Annotated in this window: 11 protein-coding genes; 6 read left to right on the top strand and 5 right to left on the bottom strand. The window is 36.6% G+C overall.

Going from position 1 to position 14,192, the window contains the following annotated elements:
• Window positions 1–12 precede the first annotated feature (12 nt).
• Both RBH94_RS11495 and RBH94_RS11490 read right to left on the bottom strand, forming a co-directional pair.
• On the bottom strand, window positions 13–633 hold the full coding sequence (locus RBH94_RS11495; RefSeq protein ID WP_188223824.1) for an L-threonylcarbamoyladenylate synthase: 621 nt from the start codon (window positions 631–633) through the stop codon (window positions 13–15).
• Window positions 634–890: 257 nt separating this feature from the next.
• Window positions 891–3,254, bottom strand: coding sequence for an ATP-dependent helicase (locus tag RBH94_RS11490; RefSeq protein WP_307881024.1), 2,364 nt, complete (start codon window positions 3,252–3,254; stop codon window positions 891–893).
• A 141-nt stretch (window positions 3,255–3,395) separates the two neighbouring features.
• Between RBH94_RS11490 and RBH94_RS11485 the strand changes: the two genes are divergently transcribed.
• The 3 genes from RBH94_RS11485 to RBH94_RS11475 are packed head-to-tail and all read left to right on the top strand — an operon-like array spanning window position 3,396 to window position 6,761.
• Entirely contained in the window at window positions 3,396–4,664 is a 1,269-nt protein-coding gene (locus RBH94_RS11485; protein WP_307881023.1) for an amidohydrolase, read from the top strand.
• Between the two features lie 13 nt (window positions 4,665–4,677).
• The gene (locus tag RBH94_RS11480) at window positions 4,678–6,222 is read left to right on the top strand and encodes an FMN-binding glutamate synthase family protein (RefSeq protein WP_374047666.1); all 1,545 of its coding nucleotides are present in this window, start codon (window positions 4,678–4,680) and stop codon (window positions 6,220–6,222) included.
• Window positions 6,223–6,239: 17 nt separating this feature from the next.
• Entirely contained in the window at window positions 6,240–6,761 is a 522-nt protein-coding gene (locus RBH94_RS11475; RefSeq protein ID WP_307881021.1) for a hypothetical protein, read from the top strand.
• A gap of 56 nt (window positions 6,762–6,817) precedes the next feature.
• Here the strand turns inward: RBH94_RS11475 and RBH94_RS11470 are convergent, their stop codons facing one another.
• From RBH94_RS11470 to RBH94_RS11460, 3 genes are read right to left on the bottom strand one after another with little or no spacing between them, the layout of a single operon-like run.
• Window positions 6,818–7,726 carry a patatin family protein gene (locus tag RBH94_RS11470; protein WP_307881020.1) on the bottom strand — a complete coding sequence of 303 codons (909 nt, stop codon included), beginning with the start codon at window positions 7,724–7,726 and terminating at the stop codon, window positions 6,818–6,820.
• Between the two features lie 3 nt (window positions 7,727–7,729).
• Entirely contained in the window at window positions 7,730–8,632 is a 903-nt protein-coding gene (locus tag RBH94_RS11465; protein ID WP_307881019.1) for a patatin family protein, read from the bottom strand.
• Between the two features lies 1 nt (window position 8,633).
• Window positions 8,634–10,595 (bottom strand): M1 family metallopeptidase, encoded by a 1,962-nt coding sequence (locus RBH94_RS11460; RefSeq protein WP_307881018.1) that lies wholly within the window; start codon window positions 10,593–10,595, stop codon window positions 8,634–8,636.
• A 135-nt stretch (window positions 10,596–10,730) separates the two neighbouring features.
• Here RBH94_RS11460 and recG point away from each other — a divergent pair, with 135 nt between their 5' ends.
• The 3 genes from recG (at window position 10,731) to RBH94_RS11445 (ending at window position 13,980) form a co-directional block, all read left to right on the top strand.
• Window positions 10,731–12,833 (top strand): ATP-dependent DNA helicase RecG, encoded by a 2,103-nt coding sequence (recG, locus tag RBH94_RS11455; protein ID WP_307881017.1) that lies wholly within the window; start codon window positions 10,731–10,733, stop codon window positions 12,831–12,833.
• A gap of 80 nt (window positions 12,834–12,913) precedes the next feature.
• Window positions 12,914–13,354, top strand: coding sequence for a hypothetical protein (locus RBH94_RS11450; RefSeq protein ID WP_307881016.1), 441 nt, complete (start codon window positions 12,914–12,916; stop codon window positions 13,352–13,354).
• A gap of 44 nt (window positions 13,355–13,398) precedes the next feature.
• A complete protein-coding gene (locus tag RBH94_RS11445; RefSeq protein WP_307881015.1) occupies window positions 13,399–13,980 on the top strand; it encodes a tRNA-(ms[2]io[6]A)-hydroxylase in 582 nt (193 codons plus the stop codon).
• Window positions 13,981–14,192 lie beyond the last annotated feature (212 nt).

The raw sequence follows: 14,192 nt of genomic DNA, 5'->3' as shown, positions 1-14,192 counted from the left end.
ATAGCCTCATAGTTATAGCACTTCTAAACTTCCTTTACCCTCCCTAACTATTATTACTGGGTCTTCAGACATATCAATGACTGTTGAAGGGTTATTATCTCCATAACCGCCATCAATAACAACATCTACCAAATTATCCCATTTTTCCAAGATAAGTTCCGGATCAGTTGTATATTCAATCACCTCATCTTCATCGCGAATAGATGTCGAAATAATAGGATGACCTAACTTCTTAACAATCTCTAAAGCGATTTTATTATCTGGTACACGAATACCAACTGTTTTCTTTTTCTTAAATGGATGCGGTAAGTTTTTTGAACCCGGCAAGATAAATGTATATGGTCCCGGAAGCGCTCGTTTTAAGACCTTAAAAGTTGATGTATCAATCTGTTTTACATAATCGCTTAAATGACTCAAATCATGACAGATAAATGAAAAATTAGACTTCTCCAGTTTTACCTGCTTAATACGCGCCACCTTCTCTAAAGCCTTAATATTACTTATATCACAACCCAATCCATAAACCGTATCGGTTGGATAAATTATTAATCCGCCACGTTTTAAAACATCAACAACTTTTTCAATTGCTTTCGGGTTAGGATTTTCTTCGTAAATTTTTATAAACTCAGCCATAGGTACTGTATATTCTCTTCAAGTAACAAGTTAGCGACATTTTTTCAATTGTAAAACAATATTTTTAGCTCAAGTAAACATTTACATAATACGAAATAAAAATCTTACTTTTTATTTGTCTTTTCTGAAGTATTTAAGTAAATTTATTCAGAACAAACAATAAAAATATTTCGATTACTTATAGAGTGACTAACTTAAAAAGCCTGGGCTAAAAACACAGGCTTTTTTTATTAAAGTTTGAAACTTTTTGTAAGGTTTTATCCTATAACATCTAGTTTTGCAAAACGTAAAAGCAATTTCTTAACCCCAACTTGCTGAAATTTAATTTCAGCTTTCACGTCGGCTCCTGTGCCTTCTATTTTTAGGACTTCACCTTTACCGAAACGCATATGATTGACAATATTTCCCGGCACTAATTTACCATCAAACAAATTAGCTTCTTGTCCAGATGAACTTGACGACTCCACCTTTGTTAACTTTTTAGGAGCATTCGGTTGAAACTTTGGTTGTTCCTTTGGAGCACTCCCCTTTTTAAGATTTGCCTGCTTAGCTGGTTTAAATCGAATATTATTAGAGGCTACATTTTGTCTTGTATTCGGACTTACATCTCCAAAAATATCGGCATCGAGCATCGGGTTGATACGACGCTCTTCAATTGGTGTGGTAATATCTAAATACTGCTCATCTATTTCTGAAATAAATCGACTTGGATCGGCATCTACCAATTTCCCCCAACGGTATCTGGATAAAGCATACGTTAAATACGCCTGTTTTTTTGCACGCGTTAATGCCACATAAAATAAACGTCGTTCTTCTTCTAGCTCACTACGTGTATTCATACTCATGGCACTCGGGAATAAATCTTCCTCTAAACCGACTATAAACACATGAGGAAACTCCAATCCTTTTGCTAAGTGAATGGTCATTAAAGCCACGTGATCAACATCTTCCTTATCAGAATCTAAATCGCTTGACAGTGCCACATCTTCCAAAAATTCTGCTAAAGATGCCGTTGCATCAGCCACTTCTCGCTGCCCCTCAACGAAATCCTTCATACCATTCAGTAACTCTTCAATGTTTTCCATACGAGTTACACCTTCTGGCGTGGCATCTTTCTTAAATTCTTTAATTAATCCACTGGTACGGGTTACGTGTTCAGCCAATTCGAATACATCGGCATTTTTATTCATTACCTGATAACTTTCAATCAGGGTTACAAAATCCTGTAGCTTTCCTTTCGTTCCTGAGTTAATTTTAACATCAGCCTTATCGATATTTTTCATCACCTCAAAAATGGAACGGTTATAACCATTAGCAGCCACGACCAATCGATCTACTGTAGTCGCGCCTATACCACGAGGCGGAAAGTTTATCACGCGCTTTAACGCTTCTTCATCGGCAGGATTGATGATTAATCGTAAATACGAAATGACATCCTTAATCTCTTTGCGTTGATAAAACGATAAGCCTCCATAAATTTTATAAGGAATATCACGTTTTCGCAACGCATCCTCAATAGCTCTCGACTGCGCATTCGTTCTATATAAAACGGCAAAATCTTTATTATCCAGTTGCTCATTCATTTTAGTTTCCCAAATGGTACTAGCCACATAACGCCCCTCATCACCATCGGTTAATGAACGATTGACTACAATTTTACCTCCTTCATCGTTAGCGGTCCAAACGACCTTATCAAGCTTGGTCTGGTTTTTATCAATAATGGAATTGGCAGCGTTTACAATATTCTTAGTCGAACGGTAATTCTGTTCTAATCGGAACAGTTTTACATTATCATAATCTTTCTGGAAATTTAAAATATTATTGATATTCGCACCACGGAAGGCATAAATACTCTGCGCATCATCCCCAACCACACAAATATTTTGAAACTTATCAGATAAAGCCCGTACAATTAAATACTGAGAATGGTTGGTATCTTGATACTCGTCTACTAGTATGTAACGAAATCTATTTTGATACTTCATCAGCACCTCTGGGAAACGGGTTAAAAGCTCGTTGGTTTTCAATAATAAATCATCGAAATCCATAGCACCGGCTTTAAAACAACGGTCCACATAGGCTTTATAAATATCTCCCATTCTCGGACGTCTCGCCATAGCATCGGCTTCCTGTAATTCAGAATTCTGAAAATAAGCACGTACCGTTATCAAACTGTTTTTGTATGACGATATTCTGGAACGAATAGATTTTGCTTTGTAAATATCTTTATCAAGCCCCATTTCACGAATAATGGAACCAATTAATTTATCTGAATCCTGAGAGTCATAAATCGTAAAATTGGTTGGATAGCCTAATTTATCAGCTTCAATACGTAAAATCTTAGCAAAAATCGAGTGAAACGTCCCCATCCATAAATTTCTGGCTTCGCTTTGTCCCACAATAGCAGCAATACGTTCTTTCATTTCACGCGCAGCCTTATTGGTAAAGGTTAACGATAAAATATTAAAAGCATCAACCCCTTGACTCATTAGATAAGCAATTCTATAGGTTAACACACGTGTTTTTCCGGACCCCGCACCTGCAATCACAATCATTGGTCCATCTTTCTGAATGGTAGGTGCTAACTGCGCCTCGTTTAACTGACTTAAATACTTCTCCAAAATTAATTTCGATTTTAAGGGCTAAAATTAAACATTGCCAACCGTTTAATTAAATGGTTTTATTAATAATTATAAACAATTACTGCCGTTCCCTTTATTTAATTTTAAATATATTTATGAAACAATCTAAACCACCTGTCTATGAGGATTTTCAATTTACTTCTTGCATTAAGTATTTCTAACTGTTTTGCTCAAACCTCATTAGATAAAGACATCAAAGGTATCGAACCCAAAATTATTGAATGGCGACATCATTTTCATCAGTATCCAGAACTTTCCAACAGAGAATTTAAAACATCTGATAAAATAGCTAAACACTTAAAAGACTTAGGAATTGAAGTAAAAACAGGAATCGCTAAAACCGGAGTTGTAGGTATTTTAAAAGGTAAAACCACTGGAAAAGTGGTCGCGTTAAGAGCAGATATTGATGCCTTACCGGTTACCGAACGTAATGACCTTCCGTTTAAATCTAATGAAACTGCTGAATTTTTAGGAAACACCACTGGTGTTATGCACGCTTGCGGACACGATAGCCATATTGCCATACTCATGGGCGTTGCCGAAATATTATCTAAACATAAAGACAAGATAAAAGGAACGGTTAAATTCATTTTTCAACCTGCTGAAGAAGGTCCGCCGCCCGGAGAAGAAGGTGGTGCCAAATTAATGATTAAAGAAGAGGTGCTAAAAAACCCTGATGTTGACGCCATTTTCGGGTTACACATAAAATCTGAAATACCTGTAGGCCACATACAATACAAACCAGAAGGTATTATGGCATCCGTTGAACGTTTTGTAGTTCATGTAAAAGGGAAACAAACGCATGGATCTACACCTTGGACAGGAATTGATCCTATTTATATTTCCGCTAAAATTATTGATGGTTTTCAGAGTATAATAAGTCGAGAAACCGACCTTACCGATGCTCCTGCAGTAATTACCGTTGGTAAAATAGAAGGCGGTGTTCGCTACAATATCATTCCTGAAAATGCCCAGCTCACCGGAACCATTAGAACTCTAAACCCTGCAACCAGAGAACGAATCATTCAACGCATGACAGCTATGGCTTCATCTATTGCCGAAGCTTATGGTGGAGAGGCCACTATGGAATTTCGAAATGAAGCTGCCGTAACCTATAATGATGAACGTCTTGTAAACCTCATGCTCCCTACCTTGCAACGCGAAGCCGGCGATGATCACGTTAAACTTACTAAAGCCGTAACTATTGGTGAAGACTTCTCGTTTTATCAGGAAAAAATACCAGGGTTTTACTTTTTCTTAGGAGGTATGACCCCTGGAAATCAAGCTGCTTTCCCCCATCATACGCCAGATTTTATGATTGATGATGCTGGTATGTTGCTTGGTGTAAAAGTGATGACTAACTTAGCCATTGATTATTTAAACAACTAAATTGATTTATTTTATGGATTTTATTTCAGGTATCAGCTGGTGGATGTGGATTTTAATTGTACTGCTCATTGTTGCTATTCGCGATATTTTTATTCAAAAAGCGCACACCATCAGTCACAATTACCCCATTGTTGGTCACCTTCGGTATATGCTTGAAAAAATCGGTCCAGAACTTCGACAGTATTTAGTGGCTAACAACCGTGAAGAATTACCTTTTAACCGTATTGAACGCGGTTGGGTTTACGCCTCAGCAAAACACGAAAACAACTATGAAGGTTTTGGTACCGAACGCGATATTTACGCACATCAGCATATTTTCATAAATAATGCCATGATGCCCTTCAAACCAAAAGAAAACCACCCGAACGAAATAGACAAAACCTTTTTGCCCTGCGCTAAAGTTATGGGGCTTCACAATAAACGTAAAAAACCATTTCGACCGGCATCGGTTATTAATGTTTCGGCGATGAGTTTTGGTTCCCTTTCGGCCAAGGCTGTTGAATCTTTAAACAAAGGGGTTAAAATGGCTGGCGCTTATCATAATACGGGTGAAGGCGGACTCTCGCCTTACCATAGTTATGGTGGTGATGTTATTTTTCACTTCGGAACCGGGTACTTCGGGGTTCGCAATGAAGACGGTACATTTTCATTAGAAAAGCTGGTTAAACTCGTAGAAGACAACCCGTCTATCCGTGCTATCGAAATAAAGCTCTCACAAGGTGCTAAACCAGGCAAAGGTGGTGTGTTACCAGCTTCAAAAATTACAAAAGAAATTGCAGCCATTCGTCATGTAGAATTAGGTAAAGATGTGTTATCTCCACCCAACCATTCCGCATTTACAACCATTCCGGAAATGGTTGACTTTATTGAAAAAATAGCTGAAGCCACCGGTTTACCTGTGGGTATAAAGGCAGCTATTGGCAAACTGGAACAATGGGAAGAACTTGCAGATCTCATGATAAAAACCGGTAAAGGCCCTGATTTTATAACTGTTGATGGTGGCGAAGGTGGTACCGGAGCTGCCCCACCTAGTTTTGCCGATCACGTGTCTCTGCCTTGGGTTTACGGATTTAGCGACCTATACAAACTTTTTCAACGCAAAGAACTCACCGATCGAATTGTATTTATTGGCAGTGGCAAATTAGGGTTTCCAGCAAAAGCAGCAATGGCTTTCGCAATGGGAGCAGACTGTATTAATGTAGCTCGCGAAGCCATGATGAGTATTGGATGTATTCAGGCGCAAGTTTGTCACACTAATCGCTGCCCGAGTGGTGTTGCCACGCAAAGTAAATGGCTACAAAGCGGTATTGATCCCACATTAAAATCGGCACGACTTGCACAGTATTTTAAAACCTTTAGAAAAGAATTTATTGAAATTACGCATGCGGCAGGTTACGAACACCCTTGCCAATTTAAAATGAGTGATATTGAAATTAATGTAGACGACCACAACTTGTCTAAAGAACTAAACAAAACCTATATGTACAACAAAACGCATGTACCATTTACAGACATGCAAGATTTAAAAGATTGTATATATTTGGGAGGGAATAATTAAACTTAACACGACTTTATATGGATTCGTCAAGAATTATCGATTTACTATTATTTGCTATTCCGTCCTTAATAACCGGACTTATAGCCTATTACTTTTTTAAAGAGCATACAAAAAATGAAGATGGCCGCAGACGTTTTTTATTACACAAGGATTTACAGGTAAACGCTTTACCTACCCGACTGCAAGCCTACGAACGCATGACGTTATATTTAGAGCGCATCACGCCGTCTAAACTGTTACTTAGAGTAGCTCCAACCTCATTGGATAAAAACGCCTATGAAAGTATGCTTATTCAAGCTATTGAATCGGAGTTTGAACACAATTTAGCTCAGCAAATTTACGTAAGTGAAGAATGCTGGAATATTATTAACACAGCTAAAAATGCCACTATTCAATTAATCAGAAAAGCTAGTTTACTGGAAAAAACAGATACTGCCGAAAAACTACGTGAAGTGGTATTAACCGAAATGTTAGAGCGCCGTGCCCCAAGCGATTTAGCACTATCATTTATAAAAGAAGAAGTTAAAGATATTTTATAACAAATATACTCTTGTAAACTGCTAAAAAGACAACCTTAATAAGTTGTCTTTTTTTTCTACTTTACATCACTTAACTCATGTTTACTTTCATGTTTTTGTTTGGCATATTCAAAACCATCTTCCCACCACTTAGTCATTAACTTTTTACTAAATATCAAGGAGTTTTCAGTAAGTTGTGTTGGTGTATAATATAAATTCAGTTTAACATCGCGGTGTTTGGCTGCAAGTTTACCAATGGCTATATCAGCCTTTTCCACCTGATCTAAAAGATGCCCAAACAGGTTAATCATCAAGGAGAATGGATTTTTCCCTAAAACTTTGTTGTATTCCAAATTTTCACTTTCAAGCACAATAGCATCAACTTCGGTGGCTCCACGAAGAATGGCCTCCCGAATCGGAATTACACATCCCAATCCGCCATCGGCATACTCAAAACCATCACGTTTTACCAACGACATAAACGGAATATAATTGCAGGAAATCCATATCCAGTCGCAGAATTCTTCGTAACTAAAATCATTAATCGACTTATATTCCACCCTATTTTTAGACAGGTTGGATACGGTAACCACGACATCTTCCTTGGTATCTCGAATTAAATTAAATTCGTCTTCTCTAAAATGCTTTTTAATATGGCGACGTAAAGCATGACTCTCACCAAAGGTGCGCTTTCGCTTTATAAATTGTAGTATAGAATTAAAATAATTGATAGACACGTATTCCCTTCCATCCTTTTTATGCTGTACAAAGGGGTTTATACTAAAAATGGTACTTTGCTTTACATTGGTAAAAATCTCATGAAGCTTAGCTACATTGTTTGCAGCTAAGTGAGGTACCAACAAACTTCCCGTTGATGTGCCAAGAAACATGTCGTATTCTTTACCTTGTTCTTCCATTAAATACTGCGCTACACCACCAGCAAACGCTCCTTTACTTCCGCCACCGGAAATCACTAATGCTTTCATATATTAATCTTCTAATGCGCTTACTTCTTTATTTTTAAACTTGGCAAAATTATAACCACTTTGCCACCACTCCGTCATTTTCTGTTTATTAAAAATTAACGAATTGGTTGTTAATACTGTTGGCGCGTAGTAAAAATTGATAATAGCATTGTTGTGATTAGCCACGTGCTTACCAATTTTTATGTTTTGAGATTCGATTCTATCGAGCATAAATGTGAACATATTAGTCATTAAAGAAAAGGGGTTTTTTGAAGGTAAACGGTTGTATTGCGTTACTTCGGTTTGTAAAATAATGGCATCGACTTCTTTGGCGCCGCGATTTATAGCTTCCTCTATAGGCACCATATTTCCTAAGCCACCATCGGCATATTCGCAGCCATCTTTTTTAACTAATGTCATAAACGGTGTATAATTACTGGAAATCCATATCCACTCGCAAAATTCATCGTAGTCAAAACCCTTAATACTTTTGTATTCTACATGATTGAGTGAAATATTAGATACTGTTACGACAATATCTTTGGTAGACTGTTTTAAAATTTTAAAATCTTCGGGCGTTAAGGTTCGCTTTATTAAATCTTTTAAATGGTAACTTTCTCCAAATGTCTTACTACCGCGCAACATATTCAAAAGCACATTAAAGTGATTGATCGCAATATTTTGACTACCGTGTTTTTGTTTTACTACAAATGGGCAAACACTAAAAATATCACTATTCGTTACACTGGTATACACATGTTTTATACGATCAATTTCCTTTAAAGCAAGATGAGACACGAGCAAACTTCCGGTTGATGTACCAATATAAATCTGGTAATCACGATTCATCTCTTCGATAAGATACTGCGCCACGCCACCGGCGAATGCACCTTTACTTCCTCCTCCTGAAATGACTAACGCCCTCATCTTAATTTGAATTTATGGCTTCTAACATGGACTTTGAAAACTTTGAAAATTGCCAGTTATGATGTTTTGTTCCTTGCTTTAAATTGTCTTTACATTGCTCATTACACGCTTGTATTTGCTTTAAATACATAAACGCATTCTGTCGGATATCGAAACTATATTTCGGCGAGGTATAATCTATTAATTCTTTAAAGTATTCCGATTTATTTTCTGGTTCAAAATTTTCCGTAATTATCGCTAAGGTTAGCCAAAGCATTCGAACATTTTTATCATGAAATCCAACAATTCCTTTTATCTGATTTAAATAGTTGTTTCGCGTCTGCGGAAAGTTGCGCCATAAATTCATTAAAGCCACTTCAATAGTCACATACGATTCATCTTGAAGCAATGACTCATAATCCTGTTTTAATCGTTCAGGAATCGTAGAAATTGATGTTGCTATGGCTTGACGCACTTTTATAGGGCTTTTAAAATTATCTGATGTAATTTGATTTGGTATTTGCTCAATTACCTTAGCCATCGCCTCATCTGAAATCCATGAATTTAAATATTCTTTACACTTGGAAGTATACAATTCACAATCTACCATAAGATACTCTTGAATAAACACCGATTGTTTTAAACTTTCTAACATCAAGTTATAATTTAAATCTTTGTTTTCCAACCAAAGTTTAACAAACTTACTTAAATCTTGTTTGCTTGCTTGTTCTACCTCCCTTATAAAATCTTCAGTTTGAACATTTTTAAAAGCATTTTTATTTAAATAATGCTTTACGGCCTCCCTGAATGCTTCATCGCCAACCTGCTCACGAAGCAAATGTAACACCCATGCGCCTTTTTTGTAGAAGGTAGTACTGCTGGACTTCGGATTTAAAAGTGCCGTGCTTCCTCCCGATTTATCCTGCACATCCAGCTCCTGCAAATATTCGTATAAACGCCAGTAATAATAATTATCTCCAAACACGTCTCGCTCAGCTAACAACGCGTAATACGTTGCAAAACCTTCCTGCAGCCAGTGGTGAGTTCCTGAAGTTTCGGTTACCAAATCACCAAACCATTGATGCGCCAACTCGTGCGCATTCACATTTACATAGTTTTTATCTACAAAAGCGGTATCATTAACAACAAAAGCATCTGAAAAAATAGTCGCACTGGTATTTTCCATACCCGCATATAAAAAGTCTTTCACCGGAATTTGCTTGTAGTTTTGCCACGGGTAAGGCACGCCGATTTCACCTTCCAGAAAATCAAACATCTGCTTGGTGTATCGGTAAGTCGGTTCGAATTTTAAAGAATCTTTCGGATAGTAATACATTTCTAAATGAACACCCCTTTCTGAATATTCGATTTGTTTATCGTATTTACCTATTACCAAAGCTACCAAGTAACTTGCCATAGGTTTTTGCATATCGTAATGCCAGGTCATTGTGGAATGGCTGATTTGTTTTTCTATTAATTTACCGTTAGCGATAACCTCGTAATTTTTATTAAATATGATGCTTAAATCGAACTCTATTTTATCGTTCATATCATCAATACTCGGCAACCAGTTACTCGTATATTTCCCCTGTCCCTGTGTCCAGATTTGTTTGTTTCCTTCCGGATATTCCCAATCAATAAAATACAATGCTTTCTTAGGTTGAGCTTTATATTTAAAACTCAAATCATATGTTTTTCCTTTTTTGAATTTATGCTTTATCCATAGTCTTTTTGAATCGTTTCTAAAATCTACTAGGTTCCCATTTAACATAACCTGTGAGAATTCCATACTAACCGCATCTAAAAAAATGGAATCCGTAGATTTCAAAATTTCTAATGAATAATCCACTTCTCCCAACACCTTTTTCATTTCAGGTTGAAAAGACACCGAAACAGCTGCCCTTTTAAAATCTACAACATCTATTTGTTGGGCAAATAAAAAACCGGAAATAAAAAAAATAAGGGCTAGTAGGTTCGATTTCATCTATACAAAAGTTCATAATATAATGTTGGACAATAGCTTAATTGTTCATGCTAATTGAATACAACAAGGATTAAGCCAAAATACGTAAAATTTCTATTTTTTGAATTGCTTGAAAAGGTTTAAATTCGTTCCGTCATGGCAATAAATCTACAAACTCCTATCGATTATTTAAAAGGCGTTGGCTCCAGCAGGGCCGATTTGCTTCGCAAGGAATTAGGTATTCATACCTATCAGGATTTAATGAATTTATTCCCAAATCGCTATATTGATCGCACCCAATATTACAAGATCAACACATTACCACACAACAATGCCGATGTGCAGGTTATTGGTAAGATTGTGTCGTTTTCTGAAGTCGGACAAAAGCGTGGTAAACGTTTGGTTGCGAAATTTCAAGACGACACAGGAACTATGGAACTGGTTTGGTTTCGTGGTCATAAATGGATAAGAGAAAGTTTAAAACTGAACACCTCTTATGTTGCCTTTGGAAAAACTAACCGTTTTGGCAGTACTTTTTCCATGCCACATCCGGAACTGGAACCTTTAGCCGAACACGAAAAGAATTTACGCTCGGCCATGCAGGCCGTTTATCCGTCTACCGAAAAGTTATCCAATCGAGGAATTTCTAATCGAGTGATGAGTAAAATCATTCAGCAATTATTTGTTGATGCCAATGGAAAATTTGATGAAACCCTTCCTAAATCTTTACGAAAAGAATTGAACTTAATTGGTAAAAGTGAAGCGCTTTTTAACATCCATTTTCCGAAGAGTCCGGAGCTGTTAACCAAGGCACAATTCCGACTAAAATTTGAAGAGCTTTTTTATATTCAGCTACAGCTGATTATTAAAAATTTAGCCCACAAATCGAAAATTAAAGGTTTTCCTTTTGAACAAATTGGCGAACATTTTAAAACCTTTTTTGAAGAACATTTACCCTTCGATTTAACCAATGCACAGAAACGTGTACTAAAAGAAATACGTGCCGATTTAGGCAGTAATGCCCAAATGAATCGTTTGTTGCAGGGTGATGTGGGTTCCGGAAAGACCATTGTTGCGCTAATGTCAATGTTAATGGCGCTTGACAACGGTTTTCAAGCCTGTTTAATGGCTCCGACTGAAATTTTGTCAGTCCAGCACTATAACGGATTACTTGAATTATGTAAAGATCTGAAAATCAGAATAAAACTTTTAACAGGTTCAACTAAAACTTCAGAACGAAGAGAAATTTTAGAATCTTTAAAAAATGGCGAGCTAAACATCATTATTGGCACTCATGCGTTACTTGAAGACAAGGTAGAATTCCATAATTTAGGACTTGCTATTATCGACGAGCAACATCGTTTTGGTGTAGCACAGCGCAGTAAATTATGGCATAAAAATTCGACACCACCACACATTTTAGTGATGACCGCCACCCCTATTCCGCGCACCCTGGCGATGTCGGTTTATGGTGATCTTGACATCTCGATTATTGATGAATTACCGGCTGGAAGAAAGCCTATTAAAACCGTACATCGTTACGATAAAAACAGGCTTAATGTTTTTCGATTTGTGAAGGATGAAATTGCTAAAGGCAGGCAGGTGTATATTGTATATCCGTTAATTCAGGAAAATGAAAAAATGGATTACAAAGATTTGATGGACGGCTACGAAAGTATTGCTCGCGATTTCCCCATGCCCGATTATCAAATTTCTATTGTTCACGGTAAAATGAAACCCGCCGATAAAGATTACGAGATGCAACGCTTTATTAAAGGCGAAACACAAATTATGGTAGCTACGACAGTAATTGAGGTTGGCGTAAATGTACCTAATGCTTCAGTAATGATTATTGAAAGTGCCGAACGTTTTGGATTATCGCAACTCCATCAGTTACGTGGTCGTGTGGGGCGTGGCGCCGAACAGAGCTATTGTATTTTAATGACCGGGCATAAACTGAGTAACGACAGTAAAACCCGACTGGAAACTATGGTAAAAACCAGTGATGGTTTCGAAATTGCTGAAGTCGATTTAAAACTTCGCGGTCCTGGTGATTTAATGGGTACTCAGCAAAGTGGGGTACTCAACCTGAAGATAGCAGATATTGTAAAAGACAAAGACCTATTACAACACGCACGCTATCATGCAAAAAAGATACTTAACGACGACCCTAAATTAGCATCTGCAGATAACGCTGTGGTTTTGGACACTTACCGAAAGCTTAGTAAATTTAAAAACATCTGGAATTATATTTCCTAAGAATTCTATTTTTAAATTTAAAAAAGCAACATTTCTCACGCAACCAACTACTGATTCTTTCATCTTAAAAGAAAAATACTATGAGAATTCAACTATTCCTTATAGCTACACTTTCCTTCATGTCAAGTTGTGATAATAATCATGAAACTCAACCTTCATGTACAGAGTTTGGTGAATGTGATACATGCATAATTATTGACAAAAACCTTTTTAACACTACGAATACAAACAATTACAATATTCAAAATATAGAAGTTAGTGAAGATTGTTTAGAAATATCATTTTCTTCATCTGGATGCGATGGTAATAGTTGGGAAGTTGCTTTAGTAGATTTAGATGCTGTTTCAGAAACTACCATACCTCAAAGAGAATTAAAACTAAACCTTGAAAATAAAGAAGCGTGCGAAGCTTACATAACTAAAACAATTTCGTTTAATCTGAAGCCACTTCAATTAAAAAATTATAATCAGATAAAATTAAAAATAGAAAATTATAGTTCTTTAATTACCTACGAATATTAAATGAGAATTGTTCGCAAACTTTTATTTTTACAAAAAGTTTAATCATGCTTCATTTACAATTGGAAACCGACCCTCGATGGGCTAACCTTGCGGAATCAAATATAGAAGAAATACTTACCGACCATGCCTGGTGTGAGCAAAAAGCAGCAACCAGCGCTATAACGTTAATCACTCAAAATCCCGAATATCCGGATATGGTTACCGAACTTCTTGAAATCGCTCAAGAAGAACTGGAGCATTTTCAAATGGTTCACGACATCATTAAAGCCCGTGGTTACGAATTAGGCCCTGAACGCAAAGACAGCTATGTTCATGAGCTTTTTAAATTCATGAATAAGGGCGGAAACCGTATTCAGCGTATGGTAGACAAATTACTACTATCTGCCATGATTGAAGCCAGAAGTTGTGAACGCTTCAAATTATTATCAAATACCATTAAAGATGAAGAATTAAGTAAATTCTATTATGACTTAATGGTTAGTGAAGCCAGCCATTATACCACATTTATCACTTTCGCCAGAAAATATGGAAAGGGTGTTGACGTAGAAAAACGCTGGAAACAGTTAGTAGAATTTGAAAGCAAAATTATTAAAAGCTACGGCACGGGAGAATCGCTTCATGGCTAAACCAAGATTTTAATCTTAATTATCAAGTAAACTTGGGGCAAAACAAAGCTCAACCTAAATACATTGAGCTTTGCAAACTGTTCTATAGTTTGATTGATTGATGACGATTTTTAAAAAACTTACATTTGTATTTTCAAACAGCATCTTCATACTCAACTTTGCATTGGTAAGGTATTCACTATTTCAACACGCATCTGTTATTCTTTTGTTAA

Source organism: Aestuariibaculum sp. YM273 (assembly GCF_030908365.1).
In the GTDB taxonomy this organism is placed as follows: Bacteria; Bacteroidota; Bacteroidia; order Flavobacteriales; family Flavobacteriaceae; genus Aestuariibaculum; species Aestuariibaculum marinum.
Note: the sequence above shows the minus strand (reverse complement) of the source record. Positions and strands in the feature narration are given on the sequence as shown.

What these genes read in the sequence shown, in the direction of transcription:
- RBH94_RS11465 (WP_307881019.1), bottom strand. Translation starts at nt 8,632, where the DNA reads ATGAGGGCGTTAGTCATTTCAGGAGGAGGAAGTAAAGGTGCATTCGCC.
- RBH94_RS11495 (WP_188223824.1), bottom strand. Translation starts at nt 633, where the DNA reads ATGGCTGAGTTTATAAAAATTTACGAAGAAAATCCTAACCCGAAAGCA.
- RBH94_RS11445 (WP_307881015.1), top strand. Translation starts at nt 13,399, where the DNA reads ATGCTTCATTTACAATTGGAAACCGACCCTCGATGGGCTAACCTTGCG.
- RBH94_RS11470 (WP_307881020.1), bottom strand. Translation starts at nt 7,726, where the DNA reads ATGAAAGCATTAGTGATTTCCGGTGGCGGAAGTAAAGGAGCGTTTGCT.
- RBH94_RS11485 (WP_307881023.1), top strand. Translation starts at nt 3,396, where the DNA reads ATGAGGATTTTCAATTTACTTCTTGCATTAAGTATTTCTAACTGTTTT.
- recG (WP_307881017.1), top strand. Translation starts at nt 10,731, where the DNA reads ATGGCAATAAATCTACAAACTCCTATCGATTATTTAAAAGGCGTTGGC.
- RBH94_RS11480 (WP_374047666.1), top strand. Translation starts at nt 4,678, where the DNA reads ATGGATTTTATTTCAGGTATCAGCTGGTGGATGTGGATTTTAATTGTA.
- RBH94_RS11460 (WP_307881018.1), bottom strand. Translation starts at nt 10,595, where the DNA reads ATGAAATCGAACCTACTAGCCCTTATTTTTTTTATTTCCGGTTTTTTA.
- RBH94_RS11475 (WP_307881021.1), top strand. Translation starts at nt 6,240, where the DNA reads ATGGATTCGTCAAGAATTATCGATTTACTATTATTTGCTATTCCGTCC.
- RBH94_RS11450 (WP_307881016.1), top strand. Translation starts at nt 12,914, where the DNA reads ATGAGAATTCAACTATTCCTTATAGCTACACTTTCCTTCATGTCAAGT.